This is a genomic window from Streptomyces yatensis (genome assembly GCF_018069625.1).
Lineage (GTDB): Bacteria > Actinomycetota > Actinomycetes > Streptomycetales > Streptomycetaceae > Streptomyces > Streptomyces yatensis.
Window position 1 is genome coordinate 4522377 of sequence record NZ_CP072941.1, and the last position, 18645, is coordinate 4541021.

19 protein-coding genes are annotated in these 18645 nt (G+C 71.8%); 12 read left to right on the forward strand and 7 right to left on the reverse strand.

Features of this window, described 5'->3' with window-relative positions:
* Window positions 1–45: 45 nt before the first annotated feature.
* A complete protein-coding gene (groES, locus tag J8403_RS18555; protein WP_014054228.1) occupies window positions 46–354 on the reverse strand; it encodes a co-chaperone GroES in 309 nt (102 codons plus the stop codon).
* Between the two features lie 349 nt (window positions 355–703).
* Complete coding sequence (locus J8403_RS18560; RefSeq protein ID WP_211124187.1) at window positions 704–1813, reverse strand: polysaccharide deacetylase family protein; 1110 nt, start codon at window positions 1811–1813, stop codon at window positions 704–706.
* Between the two features lie 44 nt (window positions 1814–1857).
* Between J8403_RS18560 and J8403_RS18565 the strand changes: the two genes are divergently transcribed.
* Together J8403_RS18565 and J8403_RS18570 are read left to right on the forward strand one after the other, a co-directional pair.
* On the forward strand, window positions 1858–3060 hold the full coding sequence (locus J8403_RS18565; RefSeq protein ID WP_211124188.1) for a class I SAM-dependent methyltransferase: 1203 nt from the start codon (window positions 1858–1860) through the stop codon (window positions 3058–3060).
* A 380-nt stretch (window positions 3061–3440) separates the two neighbouring features.
* A complete protein-coding gene (locus J8403_RS18570) occupies window positions 3441–4850 on the forward strand; it encodes an acyltransferase (RefSeq protein WP_211124189.1) in 1410 nt (469 codons plus the stop codon).
* A 42-nt stretch (window positions 4851–4892) separates the two neighbouring features.
* On the opposite strand, the gene J8403_RS18575 is transcribed toward J8403_RS18570, so the two are convergent.
* Complete coding sequence (locus tag J8403_RS18575; protein WP_211124190.1) at window positions 4893–5363, reverse strand: ATP-binding protein; 471 nt, start codon at window positions 5361–5363, stop codon at window positions 4893–4895.
* Window positions 5364–5521: 158 nt separating this feature from the next.
* Between J8403_RS18575 and J8403_RS18580 the strand changes: the two genes are divergently transcribed.
* The 4 genes from J8403_RS18580 to J8403_RS18595 all read left to right on the forward strand — a co-directional run bounded on the left by J8403_RS18580 (window position 5522) and on the right by J8403_RS18595 (window position 7945).
* The gene (locus J8403_RS18580; protein ID WP_059148925.1) at window positions 5522–6373 is read left to right on the forward strand and encodes a helix-turn-helix domain-containing protein; all 852 of its coding nucleotides are present in this window, start codon (window positions 5522–5524) and stop codon (window positions 6371–6373) included.
* A 10-nt stretch (window positions 6374–6383) separates the two neighbouring features.
* Window positions 6384–6596, forward strand: coding sequence for a DUF397 domain-containing protein (locus J8403_RS18585; RefSeq protein WP_211128318.1), 213 nt, complete (start codon window positions 6384–6386; stop codon window positions 6594–6596).
* An 82-nt stretch (window positions 6597–6678) separates the two neighbouring features.
* Complete coding sequence (locus J8403_RS18590) at window positions 6679–7512, forward strand: arylamine N-acetyltransferase family protein (protein WP_211124191.1); 834 nt, start codon at window positions 6679–6681, stop codon at window positions 7510–7512.
* Window positions 7513–7612: 100 nt separating this feature from the next.
* A complete protein-coding gene (locus J8403_RS18595; RefSeq protein ID WP_211124192.1) occupies window positions 7613–7945 on the forward strand; it encodes a hypothetical protein in 333 nt (110 codons plus the stop codon).
* Here J8403_RS18595 and J8403_RS18600 read toward each other — a convergent pair.
* Window positions 7903–8643: a hypothetical protein gene (locus J8403_RS18600; protein WP_211124193.1), complete on the reverse strand. Its 741-nt coding sequence runs from the start codon at window positions 8641–8643 to the stop codon at window positions 7903–7905. The two genes, J8403_RS18595 and J8403_RS18600, sit on opposite strands and share 43 nt — an antisense overlap.
* Window positions 8644–8852: 209 nt before the next feature.
* On the opposite strand from J8403_RS18600, the gene J8403_RS18605 reads away from it, so the two are divergent.
* A complete protein-coding gene (locus J8403_RS18605) occupies window positions 8853–9710 on the forward strand; it encodes a polysaccharide deacetylase family protein (protein ID WP_211124194.1) in 858 nt (285 codons plus the stop codon).
* A gap of 32 nt (window positions 9711–9742) precedes the next feature.
* Here the strand turns inward: J8403_RS18605 and J8403_RS18610 are convergent, their stop codons facing one another.
* Entirely contained in the window at window positions 9743–11011 is a 1269-nt protein-coding gene (locus J8403_RS18610) for a sensor histidine kinase (protein ID WP_343245305.1), read from the reverse strand.
* Entirely contained in the window at window positions 11008–11787 is a 780-nt protein-coding gene (locus J8403_RS18615; RefSeq protein ID WP_211124195.1) for a response regulator transcription factor, read from the reverse strand. Before J8403_RS18615 ends, J8403_RS18610 begins: the two co-directional genes overlap by 4 nt.
* 260 nt (window positions 11788–12047) lie before the next feature.
* On the opposite strand from J8403_RS18615, the gene J8403_RS18620 reads away from it, so the two are divergent.
* The 4 genes from J8403_RS18620 to J8403_RS18635 all read left to right on the forward strand — a co-directional run bounded on the left by J8403_RS18620 (window position 12048) and on the right by J8403_RS18635 (window position 15611).
* A complete protein-coding gene (locus J8403_RS18620) occupies window positions 12048–12590 on the forward strand; it encodes a hypothetical protein (protein WP_211124196.1) in 543 nt (180 codons plus the stop codon).
* A complete protein-coding gene (locus J8403_RS18625; RefSeq protein ID WP_211124197.1) occupies window positions 12587–13651 on the forward strand; it encodes an efflux RND transporter periplasmic adaptor subunit in 1065 nt (354 codons plus the stop codon). The genes J8403_RS18620 and J8403_RS18625 overlap by 4 nt, the downstream gene beginning before the upstream one ends.
* A complete protein-coding gene (locus J8403_RS18630) occupies window positions 13648–14409 on the forward strand; it encodes an ABC transporter ATP-binding protein (RefSeq protein ID WP_211124198.1) in 762 nt (253 codons plus the stop codon). The genes J8403_RS18625 and J8403_RS18630 overlap by 4 nt, the downstream gene beginning before the upstream one ends.
* Before the next feature lie 62 nt (window positions 14410–14471).
* Window positions 14472–15611: an ABC transporter permease gene (locus J8403_RS18635; protein ID WP_211128320.1), complete on the forward strand. Its 1140-nt coding sequence runs from the start codon at window positions 14472–14474 to the stop codon at window positions 15609–15611.
* A 27-nt stretch (window positions 15612–15638) separates the two neighbouring features.
* Here J8403_RS18635 and J8403_RS18640 read toward each other — a convergent pair whose 3' ends face one another.
* Window positions 15639–16538 carry an alpha/beta fold hydrolase gene (locus J8403_RS18640; protein WP_211128321.1) on the reverse strand — a complete coding sequence of 300 codons (900 nt, stop codon included), beginning with the start codon at window positions 16536–16538 and terminating at the stop codon, window positions 15639–15641.
* A gap of 94 nt (window positions 16539–16632) precedes the next feature.
* Here J8403_RS18640 and J8403_RS18645 point away from each other — a divergent pair, with 94 nt between their 5' ends.
* Window positions 16633–18636 (forward strand): AfsR/SARP family transcriptional regulator, encoded by a 2004-nt coding sequence (locus tag J8403_RS18645; protein WP_211124199.1) that lies wholly within the window; start codon window positions 16633–16635, stop codon window positions 18634–18636.
* The last annotated feature ends 9 nt before the right edge of the window (window positions 18637–18645 follow it).

An 18645-nucleotide genomic window follows, 5' to 3' on the forward strand; every position in this document is an offset into this window, starting at 1 on the left:
CAGACGCGGGCACCGGGGCGCGGCTCATAGGCAAAACTTCGGTGATTACTTCTCGACGATCGCGAGGACGTCGCGAGCCGAGAGGACGAGGTACTCCTCGCCGCTGTACTTCACCTCGGTGCCGCCGTACTTGCTGTAGAGCACGACGTCACCGACGGAGACGTCGAGCGGAAGGCGCTTGCCGTCCTCGAAGCGGCCCGGGCCCACGGCCAGGACGACGCCCTCCTGGGGCTTTTCCTTGGCGGTGTCCGGAATGACCAGGCCCGAAGCCGTGGTCTGCTCGGCGTCGAGCGGCTGGACCACAATGCGGTCCTCGAGCGGCTTGATGGCAACCTTGGAGCTGGTGGTCGTCACGATCCGACCTCCCCCTTCGGAGATCTCACGGGGTCAACTGTCTGAGGTGGCGACCAGGTGGATCCGTCGTCGCGGGTGCCGGACCTGCCCGTCGCTGTATCCCTTGGCACTCATCGGTCCCGAGTGCCAGCCTCGACATTATGACGCGGTTAGCACTCAGTCAACTAGAGTGCCAAGCGACGTGGTGGCGCCCCCCCGCTCGCCACCCCATCACCGCCTAACGGCCGCCGCGCTCCGGGGCCGCGAGCACTCCGCGCGGCCCCGGCCCCCGCTCCAGAGCCCCAGGCCGTCTGCGCGGCCCAGGCCCCGTCTGTGCGGCCCAGGCCCCGTCTGTGCGGCCCCGGCGCCGTCACACATAGTCCTCCAGCCGCCCGATGGTGAAGCCCTGGGCCTGGATCGCCCGCACCAGCTCCGTGATCCAGCCGGTCATCGACTGCCCCTCGAGCTGCTCCGGCCCCCGGAAGTGCGCGAGGATGATGTCCCCCGGCTGGAGGTGGTCGCCGGAGCGGTAGGCCAGTCCGTGGGTCTCCATCTCGGCGCGCCACAGCACCACCGTCCGCGCCCCGCAGAAGCCCGCCGCCCGCAGGGTCGTCTCGTCGTAGTCCCCGAAGGGGGGACGGAAGAGACGCGGGGCTTGACCGAAGTGGTCCCACAGGTTGTCCCGCTGGCCGCAGATCTCCCGCACCTGGTCGTCGTAGGCCATACCGGCCAGGCTGGGGTGGGTGAGGGTGTGGTTCTCCATGGGGTTGCCGAGCCGGCGCAGCTGGTCGAAGTAGTCGTAGTGGTCGCCGATCACGTTGTCGGTGAGGAACGCGGTGAACGGCAGCCCAAGCTCGCGGGCCTGCTCCACGAAGCGCGGGTCCTTCTCGATCCCGTCGTCGATCGTCACGAAGACCACCCGCTGGTCGGTCGGCACCTGCCGCACGATCGGCGGCAGCCCCCACTGCTGCGGCCCGGACCGCCCCAGCGCGGGCTTGACGGCGGGCGGGGCCGGAGGCCGCTCCAGCGGCCGGTCCAGCCCCCAGCGACGGTAGGCGTCGGAGGCGCCGCCCAGCGAGCCCGAGCGCGGCGCGGAGGCCGTGCCGGACCGCCCCGCGGCCTGGGGCGGGGTGGGCGCCGAGGCGTCACCGGAGCCCGGCGGCAGGTCCGGGAACGCGCCGCCCTGGGCCTCACCCTCGTACCCCTGCCCCTCGTACCCCGGCCCTGACGACGCCGGTGGTCGCCGCTCCGGCTCCCGTCCGGACGGCGGCCGCGAGGACGACGGCGGATCGTCCAGCCGGGAGGCGAGCGAGGCCGGCGGCATGGGCGCGCCGTGACGGGAGCCAGTGTGCGGCTCGGTGGCGGCGCCGAGGGATCCGCAGGCCGTGAGCACGGCTGCCGCGCCGACGAGAACCAGACAGCGAGGAAAACCAGTCTTGATCATCATCACATAAGTGATCTTCGGTCCAGAGGCGTGCATCTGCGCGCCCTACGCGGGCAAATGCGCTCGCGGGAGCGGGGAGAATGGGCCATGTGGACGTTGACGCCTTCGACTCACTGCTCGGCGACGAGGGGCAGGCGCTGCTCTCCGGGCTCCGCGACTACGACCCGGCGAAGGAGCTCGCCACCGCGACGCGGCTGCGCCGCGACCACCCCCCGGCGCTGGTCTCGGCGGCCCTGACCCAGGCCGCGCTGCGACAGCGGGCGGTGGCCAAATTCGGCCCCGAGGACGCGCACCGGATGTACTTCACGCCGAACGGCGTGGAGCAGTCCACCCGCACCTCCGTCGCCGCGTACCGCGCCGCCCGCTTCGCGGAGTTCGGCGTCCGCCGGATGGCCGATCTGTGCTGCGGCATCGGCGGCGACGCGATCGCGCTGGCCCGCACCGGGATCTCCGTCCTCGCCGTCGACCGCGACCCGCTGACCTGCGCCGTCGCCCGTGCCAACGCCCAGGCGCTCGGCCTGGCCGAGCTCATCGAGATCCGCTGCGCCGATGTCACCGACATCGACACCCGGCCCTTCGACGCGGTCTTCGTCGACCCGGCCCGGCGCGGCGGCCGGGGCCGCGTCTTCGACCCCGAGGCGTACTCCCCGCCCCTCTCCTGGGCCATCGAGGCCGCCCGCACCACCCCGCGCGCCGCCCTCAAGATCGCCCCCGGCGTGCCGCACGAGGTGGTCCCCGAGGACGCGGAGGCCGAGTGGATCTCGGACCACGGCCAGGTGAAGGAGGCCGTCCTGTGGTTCGGCACCGCCCGCCCCGGGCTGCGCCGCGCCACCCTTCTGCCGAGCGCCCACTCCCTCGTCGGCACCCCGCACCTCCCCGCCCCCGGCCCCGGCCCGGTCGGCCGCTGGCTCTACGAGCCGGACGGGGCCGTCATCCGCGCCCATCTCGTCGCCGATGTCGCGGCCCGCGTCGGCGGCCGCCTGATCGACCCGACGATCGCCTACATCACGACGGACGAGCTGCGCCCGACGCCGTTCGCCACCGCGTACGAGATCACGGATGTGCTGCCGTTCAACCTGAAGCGGCTGAAGGCGCTGCTGCGGGAGCGGGAGGTCGGCATCGCGACCATCAAGAAGCGCGGTTCGGCGGTCGAGCCGGAGCAGCTCCGCAAGAAGCTCCGGCTCGAGGGCGGGAACGCCTGCACCATCGTGCTGACGCGCTCGAAGGGCTCCCCCACGATGCTTCTGGGGCATCCGGCCCAGACCCTGCCCACCGGCCCGTAACGCCTGCGGCGGGCGCTGATCCCCTCCCCGCCCCTTCCCGAAACCGGGGCCCCGCCCCAGACCCCGGTCCGACGACCGAGACCCGCGCAGACGTGCCGACCGCGACCAGCCCACCGGTGCGGGCGCTCACGGCAGAGGCGGCCGGCCCGTCCCTCCCCGGGGTCCAGGGGCCTGGCCCCTGGCACGGGAAGGGGCGGGGAGGGGAAAGACCACGGCCGGACGGGCGGTGGGGAATCCCCTAAACCCGGTTCCACTTCGTGAGGCCGCTCGCGCCCCGGGGGTTACGGTCGACGCCTCGAGGGTTACGGTCAACGCGTCGGGAGTTGCGGCAACGCGTCGACGCGACAGCGTGTTCGGTCCCGACGAAAGAGCGTGTGAGTATGACGGCCTCCGCCACCGAGAGCGGCGCCAAGCGAACGTTCACCGTGCGTGCCGGGGAGGCGAGCGGTGATCGCATACGGCTCAGCGTCTACGACATGCTCATCGGCCCGGTCTATACCCCGCGTGCCTTTTTCTACCGGGAGACCCTCGACGGCGAGGCGCTCCGCGCCTCCCTCGCCAGGACATTGCGCACCTTCCCCATCCTTTCCGGCCGTATGAAGAGGGATCCCGACGGCGGTCTCAGTGTGCTCTGCGACGACGGCGGTGTGCGCTTCGTCGAGGCATACGCATCCGAGCCCATGCCGGACTACGGGCCTCGCCATACGGCGAAAAAGGGACTGGAGCGCCATCTCAGTCACGCCATGCCCTTCTGGGTGGTCGACCGCGATACACCGCTTTTCACGGTGAAGCTCACCCATATGAAGGGCGGGGGCTCCATCCTGGGCCTCACGATGAATCACGCCGTGGCCGACGGCTCCAGCTATATGAGCTTCCTGGAGAGCTGGGTGCGCGAGCACCGGGGCCTCGGATATCCCAAGCCCAGCCACGACCGCGGCGTCATCGACGCGCTCGGCGCCTCGGCCACGGGTGACACCCGGATGGGCGGTGCCCATCTCACGATCATCGGGCGCGGCCAGAAGTCCGCCTTCATCGGCCGCGCCCTGATGGGCAGCCTCGGCAATGTGACGACGGTGACCACCCGCTTCACGGCCGCCGAACTCGCCACCATGAAGGACACCGCGATGGCCGACCTCGCGGGCACGGAGCGGTGGGTGTCGACCAATGACGCGCTGACCGCCCATCTGTGGAAAGTGCTGGGCGAATTGCGTGACCGCCCCGACGCGAGCGAGGAAAGGCTCGGCCTCATCGCCGACTTCCGTTCGTTCGCCGGGGACGCGATACCGGATGACTACTGGGGCAACGCCGTCACCAACACCCGGCCCGGAATGACCGCGGCCGAACTGCGCGCCCGCCCTCTCGGCGAGGTCGCCGCGGCGGTCCGCGCGGGCCATGCCGAGAACACGGAGGAGCGAATCCGCGAGGAAGCGGCGTTCCTCTGCGCCGAACGGGACGCGGGACGCTTCAAGCGCGTCATGAACACCATGGGCCTGGACGCGTTCGACAGCACCATCGCGATCAACAACTGGTCCAAGCTCCCCTTCTACCGCATCGACTTCGGGCAGGGCGCGCCGTTCTGGTACGACTTCACCTCGATTCCCATTCCCTGGACCGTGCACATAGCGCCGGCCCCGGCCGACCAGAACGGCGCCCGCGATGTGCATATGGCCCTGCCCCGCGCCCAGGTCCGGGCCCTTCAGGAGCCGTCCTGGGCGAGCCGGTTCCACCGTTACGCGGAGTCCGGCGAGACCTTTCCGCTGACTTTCATGGACGCCAAAGCCAAGTGGTGAGGAAAGCGGTGCGGAAGCCCGCGCGACCATAAAGCGCCGGGGCTAGCCCTCGGCGTCCTCCTCCTTGCCCGCGAGCTCGAACCAGACCCCCTTCGCATACGTGCCGACCGCGTCCCCCTCCGCCGTCCCCCACGCGTCGGCCAGGGCCGCCACCAGGCCGAGGCCGCGGCCGTGGAGGCGATCGCCCTCGGGGAGGCGGGCCGCGGTGGGGAGTTCGGCGGAGGCGTCGTAGACCAGGACGCGGAAGCGGGGCGGCTCGATCACCACGCGCAGCATCAGGGAGTCGCCCTCGGCGTGCAGAAACGCGTTGGTGGCCAGCTCCGAGGTGCACAGCGTCGCCGTGTCGACCAGTTCCTCCTGCCCCACGGAGTTCAGCACACAGGCCACGAAGTCCCGGCAGACCTTGGAGGACGTCGGATGGCGGCTGCTCTGGAGGGTGTAGACGTACGGATCCCTGGAGGGGACGGGCGGGCGGCGTGGGGGACGGTCGTCGGACTCGTGATCGGAATCCATGGGGCAACTCCCTGTGAGGGGGCCGACAGCGCGCGTACCGTTACGGCGATCAACGCGCAGTAGCGGCAACAGCACCTACGGTAGGGCAGCGATGCAAACAACTGCTACGGTCCCGTTGAATTTCCCCGACAATTACTCCTTGAGGGTTACGGAGGACCATGCCACCCAGGAGCGTCCCGACCGCGCGCCAAGTCCGGCTCGGTACAGAACTCAGGAGGATGCGCGAAGGCGCGGGTCTCAGCATTCAGGAGGCCGCCGACCGGCTGGGCATCAATCGCACCCACATCACCAACCTGGAGCTGGCGCGCTTCGGCGTGAGCGAGGAGCGGGTCCGGGCCCTCGCCGCCATCTACGCCTGCCCGGACAGCGCGTACGTCGAGGCGCTCGTCGCCATGACCCGGGAGCGCAAGGGCGGCTGGTGGGAGGAGTACCGGGGCCATATCGCCACCGGCGGGCTCGATCTGGCCGAGTTGGAGTACTACGCCACGAGCCTGCGCGTGCTCGAAATCATGCATATGCCCGGCCTGTTGCAGACGGAGGAGTACGCGCGGGCGGTGCTCGGCTCCACCGTCCCGCAGTGGTCCGCCACGGACCTCAGACGCAGGCTCTCCCACCGGATGAAGCGCCGCGACATCCTGGACCGGGACGACCCGCCGTCGTGCACCTTCATCATCCACGAGGCGGCGCTGCGCATGCGGTTCGGAACGGACCTCGTCCTGCGCGCGCAACTGGACAGCCTGCTGGAGTCCTCCGAGCGGAAGAACGTCACCGTGCGCGTGCTGACCTTCGAGGCCGGAGGGTTCCATGTGCCCGGACTCTCGGTCACCTACGCCCTGGGGGCGGTGCCCCAGCTGGACACCGCGCAACTCGACGCCGCCCACGGCCCGGTCTTCCTGGACGCGCAGTCCCAGCTCGTCAACCATCGTGGAGTCCTGGACCGCACCACCGAGGCGGCCCTCTCCGTGGAGGAGTCACGTGATTTCATTCGTGACATCGCTCAACAGACATGAAGGCGTGGAGATGACCGAGGTCAACTGGCAGAAATCCTCCTATTCCAGCGCGGGGGACGGAAACTCCTGCATAGAACTCGCCCTCATAGGCACCACCGTCGCCCTCCGCGAGAGCGACGACCCCCGCACCGTCCTCGCCACGACCCCCATGAAGCTGGGAGCCCTGCTCCGGTCCATCAAGGCGGGCGAGCTCGATCACCTCGCGGCGGCGCCTGAGGCGTAGCGGACCTACGTCCAGGGGATCAGCCGCGGTCCCCACCATGAGCGGAGGCCGGTGCCGGGGCTCCGGCGTTACGGTCGGCAGTATGGAAGCCCGCACCGACCTCGATCTTGACGCCTATCTGGCCCGTATCGGCTGGACCGGCGACCGGCGCCCCGCGCCCACCGTGGAGACGCTGCGGGCGGTGCACCGGGCGCATCTGATGTCCATCCCGTTCGAGAACCTCGAGCCCCTCCTCGGCTCGGCCCCCTCCCTCGACCTCCCCGACCTCGAGGCCAAACTGGTCCGCGGTCGGCGCGGCGGTTACTGCTACGAGCACAACACGCTGCTGACCGCCGCCCTCACCGCGCTCGGCTTCGGCGTCACCGGCCTCTCCGGCCGCGTCCGGGTCGGAGCGGCCCCCGGGGCGGTCCGTCCGCGCACCCATATGGTGCTGCTGGTCGAGATCCCGGGCGAGGAGCGGCGCTACGTGGCCGATGTGGGCTTCGGCAGCATCGGGGGCCTCCTGGAGGCCGTGCCGCTCGTGGCCGGCACCGAGTTCCACGACGGCACCCGGCGCCATCGCTACGTCCGCGAGCCGTACCCCGGCGGGCTGGAGGACCTGTGGGTGTTCCAGGCGTTCCTCGACGGCTCCTGGCAGGACCAGTACGCCTTCACCCGGGAGCCCTGCCACCCGTCCGACTACGTGGTGATCAACTGGTACGTGGCCACCAGCCCGCGCTCGCCCTTCCAGCACAGCCTCTTCGTCCAGCGCACCACCCTGGACCGCCATCTCTCGCTGTCCGGGCGGACCCTCGTCGAGACCGGCTCCGACGGCACCCGCAAGGAGCGCCAACTCGCCGACGGCGATGAGGTGCTGGCCGTTCTCGCCGCCGATTTCGGCATCGCATTGCCCCCGGACACGGTCCTGCCGGACTGACCTCCGGTAAGAAACTCCGGGCGGCTCTCCACACCGGCCCCGGTCATGGCACGATCATCCCGCGACTGGGCCGATGGGAGGATGGCAGAGACGGTGAAACATGAGTAATGACAAACTGTCCGTATCGGACCAGGATCTGTCGGATCTCATCAAAGACCTTGAGGGAATGCTCAGTTACCTCGAGGAACAGATCGAGCGTCTCGGCCACCTGAAGCAGTCGGTCGACCCGGACGACCACAAGGGGCCCGCCGCCGCCGCGTACAAGAAGCTGGAGCGCGACGCCTATACGGACGCCGTGCGGATCAGGCAGCTGCTGACCCGTATCGAGGAGGCGGCCAAGCAGCGCGGGGAGAGCCCGAACGAGCGGTACGAGGAGCTGCGGCACCGCTTTCAGTCACTGCAGAAGCCGTCGTCGCAGAAGCCGTCGTCGTAGGGCGAGCCGGGGCCGGGCGCGTCCGGAGCGCAGGCATCCCGGCCGTGGGCATCCCGCTCGTGGGCATCCCGGCCGTGGGCATCGGGAACGCCGGTGTCGGGGCGGAGTTCGCGGCTGACCAGACGGTAGTAGTCGATCGCCTTGGCCATGCCGAGCGCCCCGGCGACCGCGAAGACGATGCCGATACCGGCGACGGTGCCGAAGCTCTCCGTACCGATGTCCGCGAAGACGGCGAACCCGCCCAGCGCCAGCCCGAGGCAGGTCAGCACGATGGACGGGCCCAGCCACAGGAGCGCACCGCCCGAGACGCGCCAGTGCGGCAGCGTCTGGGGGTCACGCTCCAGCTCCGCCCAGTCGCGCAGGCACGCGCCCACGAAGACGTCGCGCCGAATGCCCGATACGACCCCGAGGCTGGAGGGGACCGTGGCGCCCAGGGCGAGACCCAGGAAGATCACGCCCAGCACATGCTCGATGATCTCGCCCTTGACCAGGAACTGGAACCCCGAGACCGCGAGGCTCCACCCCAGCGCGAAGACGAGCGTGGACAGCCACAGCAGCAGCGCCCGATGCGGCGCCAGGTACCACCGCGCCAGCGCCCCCATCGCCCGCGCCCGCTCCTCCAGCAATCCGGCGCGGTCCTTCCACGGCCGCTCGTCCGGGCCGGGCGGCGGTGACGGAAGCTCGATGGGCGGCGTCATGACGTCCTTCCTCAGGGCACTCATGGCACTGCTGGCACACACGTCACTCGTGGCACTCGCAGCACAGCGGGTTACGCCGACGCAGTCTTTCAGTTCGCGTGGTCACTCCTCATGCGAAGCCCCCGCTTGACCTTCTCACTGATGTGAGGGTTTCACGATGCCCATCAAGCGAACCGAACCGCCGCACCGCACACCTGAGGTGAGCTCTGATGGACAACCAGCTCTTCGACTACAGCCCCATCGTCGAACGCGCACCGATCCACTGGCCGGACGGCGCCCGCGTGGCCTTCTACGTCGGGCTGAACGTCGAGCACTACCAGGTCGACCGCCCCTCGACCAGTATCTTCGCCGACACCAGGGCGCTGGCGCCCGACCCGCTGAACTACGGATGGCGGGACTACGGGCCCCGGGTGGGCATCTGGCGGCTGATCGAGAGCCTGGACCGGCACCGGGTGCGGGCGAGCGTGATGCTCAACTCCGATGTCGCCGAGCGCTACCCCCAGATCATCCGGGCCGGCCGGGAGCGGAACTGGGTGTGGGCGGCGCACGGCAGGAACAACTCGATCCTCCAGGCGGACATGTCCCCCGAGGAGGAGCGCGCCTACCTCACCGAGGTGATCGACACCATCGAGAAGGCCACCGGCAGCAGGCCGCGCGGCTGGCTGGGACCGGCGCTGACCGAGACCTTCCGGACCCCGGAGCTCCTGGCCGAGCTGGGGCTGGGGTACGTGCTGGACTGGGCCAACGACGACCAGCCGTACCGGCTGAATGTGCCGGGCATGCTGAGCGTGCCGTATTCGATCGAGGTCAACGACGTCCAGATGTTCGTGGGCAAGAGCCTCAGCGGGCCGGACTTCGTCCGGATCGTCAAGGACCAGCTCGACCAGCTCTACGCCGACGCGGCCACCAGCGGCCGGGTGATGTCCCTGGTGCTGCATCCGTTCGTGATCAATCAGCCGTTCCGGCACAGGTACGTGGACCAGGCGCTGGAGTACGTCGTGAACCACCCCGGGGTGTGGGTGACGACCAGCGACGAGATCGCCGAGCACTACGCCCGGACGGCCTGAGGGCGGGACGGCGTGAGGGCGGGACGGCGGCCTCAGGGGAAACGGACCCTGACCGAGAGGCCGCCGCCCGGGTTGGCGTCCGCGGTGGCCTCGGCCCCGTGGGCCCGGGCGATGGACGCGACGATGGACAGGCCGAGTCCGGCCCCCTCCCCCGCGGTGTGGGTGCGCTCGTTCAGGCGGCGGAACGGTTCGAAGAGCCGGTGGACGGTGTCCGCGGGGATCTCCGGGCCCGTATTGGAAACCCGCAGCACCCGGCCGGCGAGGTGGACGCGGATGCGGCCGCCCCGGTGGTTGTACGCCACCGCGTTGGCGACGAGATTGCGGACCAGATGGGCGAGCAGGACCGGGTCGCCCGGAACCGTCAGCGGCTCCACCGTGGTCGTGACGGTGATCGCCTTTTCGTGGGCCTCGTCGGAGAATCCGGCGGTGACGACCGCGACCGTCTCGTCCATCTCGACGTCCTCGCGGCGCTGGATGCCCTGGTCGGTGGCGGCGAGCAGGAGAAGCGACTCGATGAGTCTCTCGCTGCTGTCCGCGGCCTTGATCAGCTCGGCCCGGATCCACGCCACGCGTTCGGGGTCGGCGTCGGCCAGGCCGATCTCGGCGGCGGCCCGCTGGACGGCCAGCGGTGTACGCAGCTCGTGCGCGGCGTTCGCCGCGAACCGCTGCTGGGCCGTCACCAGCTGTTCCAGCCGGCCCAGCATCTGGTCGAAGGTGTCGGCCAGCGCCTTGAGTTCCCCGGGCGGCCCCTTGAGGCCGATGCGCTGGTGGAGGTTCTCCCCGGAGAGCTTGCGCGCGGTGGCGGTGATCACACCGACCGGGCGCAGCACCCGGCCCGCCATCCACCAGGCCAGGAAGAGCGAGAGCACCGCGAAGACGCCGAGCGCGATGCCCGAGACGGTCAGCAGACGGCTGAGGGTGGTGGCGGTGAGGGCCGCGACCGTCCGGGTCCTGGCCGCCTCGCCCGCCTTGTTCGCCGGGAGGACGGTGTACTCGTCCCCCCGGACGGCGCCGGGAGGGATGTCGTCGTCGGAGGTGATCCGCGGGCCGCGCGGCACGGGGGTGATCGCGCTGCCGAGACGTGCGTCCAGGTCGTCCCGGACCAGTGCGTAGATGACGCCGGCCAGGACGCCTCCGGCCAGCAGCAGGAGCCCGCCGTAGAGGGCGGTGAGGCGGGCCCGCTCCGTCGCGGGCAGCAGTCGGCGCATCGTCGCGGTCGCGGGCAGCAGTCGGCGCATCGTCGCGGTCGTGGGCAGCAGTCGGCGCATCGTCGCGGTCGTGGGCAGCGGTCGGCGCATCATCGCCCGGCCCGCCCGGAGTCGCTGGATCCGGATATCTCCCCGGAGCGGGGTGTGCCCGCCGGGCCGGGTGTTTCCGGGGAGTCGGCCGCCTCCGCGGCGTGCCGCAGGGACGGGGCGGAGGCGGCGATGCGGTATCCGGCGCCGGGTACGGTCTCGATCACCGGCGGGCCCCCGAGCTTGGTGCGCAGCCGGCTCAGGGCGACGCGCACGGGGTTGGTGTCGTACCCCGCGTTCTCCTCCCACACCTTCTCGATGAGGTCCTCGCCGCTGACGACGGCGCCGTTCGCGCGCATCAGCGTCTCCAGGACGGCGAACTCCTTGCGGGTCAGGGAGAGCGCCGCGCCGTCGCGGTCGGCCTGCCGGCGGGCGGTGTCCAGGGTGATCCCGGCACGCTCGATCACCGGCGGCAGCGCGGGCTGGACGCGACGGCCGAGCGCCAGCACGCGGGCGAGCAACTCCTCGTAGGCGAACGGCTTGGTGAGGTAGTCGTCGGCGCCGAGGCTCAGCCCCTCCACCCGCTCGGCGACGGTCCCCGAGGCGGTGAGCATCAGCACCCGGGTGAGCAGGCCCTTGGCGACCAGGCGGCGGCACACCTCGTCGCCGTGCATACCGGGAAGGTCGCGATCGAGGACGAGGACGTCGTAGTCGCCGAACTGGAGCTTGCGCAGGGCGCTGACCCCCTCCAGGGCGACATCGACCGTGATCGCGTCGCGGCGCATGCCCTCGGCGATCATCTCGGCGAGAAACGCGTTGTCTTCCACCACCAGAACACGCATGGCCCCTGTCTACCCGACGGGCGCCTTTCGCCGTTGTTACAGGTGTCGGGTGTTGCGGGTGCCCGCTGTTGCGGGTGTCCGGTGTTGCGGGTGTCCGCGGCGCCGGGCGAGGCGCCCGCGCGTCCGTAAGAGAAACGAAACAGCCCCATCGATCACTCTCCGAGCTGTCCGCAACCACGCGGTCGCCGCACGGCACGCGGCACGCCACGCAGCAACGGCGCGCGGCACGGGCGGCGGCTCATTCGCGAGGAGAGAGAACCGTGAGGAACCACAGGCTCACCCTGCCCCTGGCGGCCACCGCGGCCGGTCTGGCCCTGTTCGTGACCGGCTGCTCCGGCTCGTCCGACTCCGGCGGGTCCAAGGACGCGTCCTCGTCCGGGAATTCCGCCGCTTCGGGCGGGTCCGGCGACTCGGGCGGCTCAGGCTCGGACTCGGCCGCTTTCGACAAGGCCCAGAAGCTGCGTACGTGCCTGCGCGGCAAGGGCATCGACGTCCCCGACCTCAAGCCGGGCGAGGACCCGCACTCGGCGACACTCGCGCAGCCGGAGGGCACCTCCGCGGACAAGTGGTCCACGGCGCTCAAGGACTGTGGATCCGGCATGGCCGGGGGCGGCTCCGGCGGCGCCGCCGACCAGCAGGAGTCACTCGACCAGCAGGTCAAGATCGCCCAGTGTGTGCGGAGCAAGGGCTTCGACATGCCCGACCCGAAGCCCGGCCGCGACGGGGCCAACGGCGGCTTCCGGATCCCGAAGGGAGCCGACCCCGACAAGTTCCTCAAGGCCCTCAACGAGTGCGCGGCATGAGGCGGGCGGCCATCATCGCCTCGCTGGTGGCGGTCGCGGCCGTCGTCGGCGGCGGCATCGCCGTGACGGGACTGGCCCAGCCGCGGAAGGACGAATCCGGGCCGCGGCGGTCCCAACTGCCCGCGGCGACGGCATCCGTCGAGCGCGGCGACCTGACCAGCGGCATCAGCGTCGACGGCACGCTCGGCTACTCCCGGGAACGCAAGCTGAACGCCGGGGCGTCCGGCACCCTCACCTGGGTGACCCGCAGCGGCTCCACCGTCAAGCGGGACGGCCGTCTGTACGCCCTCGGCGGCAAGGACGTACGCCTGATGTACGGCAGCGAGCCGATGTACCGGACGCTGAAGGAAGGCGACACGGGCACCGACGTCAAGCAGCTCAAGGACAACCTCATCGTGCTCGGGTACGGCGGCGGCCTCGTCGCCGACGACGAGTTCACGGCGGGCACGACCGCGGCCGTCGAGCGCTGGCAGGAGCACCACGGGCTGGCGGAGACCGGGCGGATCGGGCCCGACCAGATCGCCTTCGCGTCCGGCCCGCTGCGGGTGCAGAGCGTGAACGCGGCGGCCGGCGATGTGGCGGCGCCGGGCCAGAAGATCATGACCACCACCGGTTCCGACCGGGTCGTGCGCCTCGAGGTCAAGGTCTCCGAGGCCGCGCTGGCCAAGCCGGACCACAAGGTGCGGGTGGAGCTGCCGGGCGGAACCGTCGCCGACGGGACGGTCTCCTCCGTGGACGAGGCCGCCTCGATGGGTGACGACCCGAACGACAAGACCCCGAAGGTCGGCGTCACGGTCACCTTCGACGATCCCGGCGCGGTGGAGGGCGTCGACAAGTCCCCCGCCACCGTCATGTTCACCGGCCGGACCCGCAAGGACGTGCTCAGCGTTCCGGTCGGCGCTCTGCTGGCCCTGGAGGACGGCTCGTTCGGCGTCCAGGTCGTCGCGGGCGGCACGGCACGCGAGGTCAAGGTGAGGCTCGGCATGTTCGCTCAGGGCCGGGTCGAGGTCTCCGGCGCCGGGCTGCGGGACGGTATGCGCGTCGGGGTGCCCACGACATGACCGCCTCTGACCTGACCGTCGGCAACGCCGCCCGGACCGGACCCGTGGTGCGGCTGGCGGGCGTGACCAAGGAGTACCCGGGCGGGGTCATGGCCCTGCGCGGGGTGGATCTGACCATCGGCCGGGGCGAACTGGTGGCCATCGTCGGGCCGTCGGGGTCGGGCAAGTCGACCCTGCTGCACATCGTGGGCACCCTCGACCAGCCCACGGCCGGTTCGGTCAGCATCGCGGGCCATGACGCGGCCGGGCTCGGCGACCGCGGCCTGTCCGCGCTGCGCGCCCAGCACATCGGCTTCGTCTTCCAGGCGTTCCACCTCGTACCGGGCATGAGCGCGCAGGCCAACGTCGCCGAGGGCCTGCTCTACTCCGGTCTGCCGCGCGCCGAACGCCGCAGGCGCGCGGTGGAGACCCTGGAGCGGGTCGGCCTCGGCGACCGGCTGAACCACCGGCCGCACGAGTTGTCCGGCGGTCAGAAGCAGCGCGTCGCCATCGCCCGTGCGGTCGTGGGCGAGCCCGATCTGCTCCTCGCCGACGAGCCGACCGGCGCACTGGACTCCGCCTCCGGCGAGGCCGTCGTGGAACTCATCCACGAACTCAACAAGGAGGGCGCGACCATCGCGGTCATCACCCACGACACCGAGATCGCCGGCCGGCTGCCCCGGCAGGTGCGGCTCCGCGACGGCAGCATCGTCCAGGACACCGCTCACGACCGGGGGCACGCGCATGCCCCCGGCCACGTGCCGAGCGAGGCCCGGTGAGGCGGCGGCGGTCGGTCCTCAAACCGGCCCGTCTGACACCGCTGGACATCCTGCACACCGGGATGGCCGGGATGCGCAACCGCCCGATGCGCGTCGTGCTGTCCGCCCTCGGAATCGCCATCGGTATCGCGACGATGATCTCGGTGGTGGGCATCTCCGCCTCCAGCAAGGAGGAGCTTCTGCGGGAACTCGACAAGCTCGGCACGAACATGCTGGTCGTCACCCCCGGCACGGATCTGGTCAGCCAGAAGCCGGTGCCGATGGCGAAGGACGCGGCGGGCAGGGTGGCCCGGATCGACGGCGTCGAGCGCGTCGGCGCCACCGGCCTGCTGGATCACACCGTCCGCCGGTCGGAGAAGATCGACCACATGATCACCGGCGGTATCTCGGTCCAGAGCGCCACCGAGGACCTGCTGACCACCCTGCGGGGCAGCGTGCGCAGCGGCACCTGGCTCAACGCGGCCACCGGCAAGTACCCCTCGGTGGTGCTCGGCGATGTCGCGGCTCGGCGCCTCGGCATCACCGAGCCCGGTCAGCGGGTCTACATCGACAACGAGTACTTCACCGTCCTCGGCATCCTCGACGAACTGCCGTTGGCCCCCGAGGTCGCCCGCTCCGCCCTGGTCGGCTGGGAGGCCGGACGGACGCGGCTCGGCTTCGACGGCCGCCCGACCACGATCTACGAACGCTCCGCCGACGACCGGGTGGATGCGGTCCACGGCCTGATCCCGCGGGCGGTCGACCCCCAAACGCCCCACAACGTGGAGGTCACCGACCCGTCATCGGGGCTCCGGGCCAAGGCCGCCGCCGAGGGCGCCTTCAGCAATCTGCTGCTCGGGCTCGGCGGAGTGGCCCTTCTGGTCGGCGGAGTCGGCGTCGCCAACACCATGATCATCTCGGTGCTGGAGCGCCGCTACGAGATCGGCCTGCGTCGCTCCATCGGCGCGACGCGAGGGCAGATCCGGGGCCAGTTCGTCACCGAGTCGCTGCTGCTGTCCGGACTCGGCGGTCTCGTCGGCATCCTCCTGGGCGCCGCCGCCACCGGCGGCTACGCGATCAGCAACGGCATTCCCTGGGTGATCCCGCCGTGGACGATCGGCGGCGGCTTCGGCGCCACGCTCGTCATCGGCACGCTCGCGGGCCTCTACCCAGCGGTCCGCGCCTCCCGTCTGTCCCCGACCCTCGCCCTCCACGCGGCCTGATCCGGGCCTGATCCGGGCCTGATCCGCCTAGCGGGAGAGGAGGTCCCGCAGCGCCTTGGCGATGTCGGCGGGTGCCTCCTCGGCCATGAAGTGGCCGTAGCCGACGGTGCGGTGCTCCAGGTCATCGGCCCAGGCGCGCCACACCGCCGCCGCGTCATAGCCGAGGGCGGCGCCCCAGTCCTGCTGGAGCACGGTGAGCGGCATCGTCAGCCGGCGCCCGGCGTCCCGGTCGGCACGGTCGTGGTCGACGTCGACACCGGCGGAGGCGCGGTAGTCGGCCACGATCGAGGGCACCGCGGCGCGGCAGGCGTCCAGATAGGCGGTGCGGACCTCGGCGGGGATGGCCCCCGGGACGCCCGTCCACAGGTCGAGGAAGTGGCCGAAGAAGTCGTCGGGGCAGGCGGCGATCATCCGCTCGGGCAGCCCCGGGGGCTGGGCCATCAGAAAGAGGTGGAAGCCGACCGCGGCGGTGGTGCCGCGCATCACGTCCCACATGTCGAGGGTCGGCAGCACGTCCAGACAGGCGAGATGGGTGATCGCCGCGGGGTGGTCGAGACCCGCCCGGAAGGCGACCAGGCCGCCGCGGTCATGCCCGGCCAGGGCGAAGCGGTCATGGCCGAGGGCGCGGGCCAGGGCGACGATGTCGGCGGCCATGGTGCGCTTGGAGTAGGCGGCGCCGTCTGCTTCAGCGGCGGCATCCGCATCGGCGGCCGGTTTGTCGCTGGCGCCGTAGCCGCGCAGGTCGGGGCAGATCACGGTGTGGTCCGCCGCGAGGTCGGCGGCGACATGCCGCCACATCAGGTGGGTCTGCGGGAAGCCGTGCAGCAGCACGAGGGGGCTGCCCGAGCCCGCGACGGCCACGTTCAGGGACACGCCGTCGGCGACGGGGACGCGCCGGTAGTCGAAGCCGGGGATGAGAAGGCTCATGTTTCCGCCCTTGCTCTGCATGATGGAGGTGACCAGGCGGCTGTCAGCCTGCCGGGTGCGGATGAGCATCCGATCAGCGCGCTACGGTGACCGCATGCGGGTCGGGTTCGGGGTGCTGGGGCCGGTGGTGGCCTGGGACGCCGACGGGCACGCCATCGCGCTGAAGGGGCCACGGCACCGCGCCGTGCTGGCCCGGCTGATCGTCGCCCGCCGACGCGTCGTACCCGTATCCCGGCTGGTCGACGACCTGTGGACGGAGCCGCCTCCGGGGGCGGTCGGCGCGGTGCGTACGTTCGTGGCCGCGCTGCGCCGCGCGCTGGAGCCGCAGCGCCCGCCCCGCACCCCGGCCCGGCTGCTGGTCACCGAGGGGCCCGGATACGCGCTGCGGGCCGATGTGGACGCGGTGGACGCCTGGCGCTTGGAACAGGACGTGTCCGCCGCCGCGACCCTGCCGCCGGACGGCGCGCTGCCCCGGCTGGAGGCGGCGCTGAGCCGGTGGCGCGGGCCCGCGTACGCGGAGTTCGCCGACGAGGACTGGGCCCGGGGCGAGCGCTCCCGGCTGGCGGAGCTGCGGCTGCACGCCGTCGAACGGCAGGCGGAGGCGCGGCTGGCACTGGGCCGGGCCGCCGAGGCGGTCCCGGACCTGGAGGCGCATCTGGCCGAGCACCCCTGGCGCGAGGGTGCCTGGCGGGCGCTGGCCCTCGCGCTGTACCGCACCGGCCGCCAGGGCGACGCGCTGGCGGTGCTGCGGCGGGCCCGGACGCTGCTGGTCGAGCAGCTGGGCGTGGACCCGGGCCCGGAACTGCGCCGCCTGGAGACGGACATCCTCGACCAGGCGCCCCACCTCGACCCCGCCACGGCCCGGGGTGGGGCGGCCGCCCAGGTATGGGCGGAAGCGGCCGCCGCCTACGACCGCACGGTGGCCTCCGGCGCGCGGACCCGTCTGGAGTCCACGGTCGGCCTGCTCCGCGACCTCTCGATGACCGGAGGCGGCGGCCTCCGGACGGCCCGGCGGCAACGCGTGGCCGCGGTCGCGGCGGCGGAGGAACTGGGCGACCCGGAACTGACCGCCCGGGTCATCGGCTCCTACGACGTCCCGGCGATCTGGACCCGCCTGGACGACCCGGAACAGGCGGCGTCGATCGTCGCCGCGGCCGAACGCACGCTGGCCGCGCTGGCGGCCGGTCCCGGGGTGATCGGGCACGGGCCTACAGCCGAGGCCGCGCCGCGTCATGAGGCGGTGCGGGCGCGGCTGTTGGCCACGATCGCCGTCGAGTCGCGTGGTGGTCACTCCGAACGTGGCCGCCAAGCGGCTCGGCAGGCCGAGGAGATCGCCCGGCGGCTGGACGATCCCGCGCTGCTGGCGTTCGCCCTCAACGGCGTCTTCATGCAGACCTTCGACCGCGCGGGGCTGGCACCCCGCCGGGACGCGACCGGGGCCGAGCTGATCGCCCTGTCGGCCCGGCACGGTCTGGTCACCTTCGAGGTGCTCGGCCATCTCATCCGGCTCCAGGCCCGCAGCGCGCTCGCGGACTTCGCGTCGGCCGACCGGCACGCGGCCGCCGCCGACCGTCTGGGCAAGCGCCATGAGCGGCCGCTGGTAAGCGTGTTCACCGAGTGGTACCGGGCACTGCGGCTTGCCGCGACCGGGCAGGCGGCCGAAGCCGAGGCGGCCTACCGGGACGCGGCCATGCGGCTGGACGGCGCCGGGATGCCCGGTCTCGCGCACGGTCTGCTGCCGCTCGCGCTGCTCAGTCTGCGTGTGGAGCAGGGGCGCCCCGCCCCGACCGACCCGGACCTCGACTGGGGGCCGTACGCGCCCTGGGCCCGCCCGCTGGTGCTGCTGGCCCGGGACCACCGCACCGAGGCCGCGGCGGCGCTGCGCGCGGTCCCGGAGCCGCCCCGCGATCTGCTGCTGGAGGCCCTGTGGTGTCTCACCGGCCGGGCGGCCCTCGCCGTCGGCGACCGGGAAACGATGGCGCGCGCCCGCACCGCCCTTGCCCCGGCGGCGGCCGAACTGGCCGGCGCGGGCAGCGGCCTGCTCACCCTGGGCCCGGTCGCCCGGCACCTCGCCGATCTCACGGACGCCCTCCGGTGAGGGTCAGGG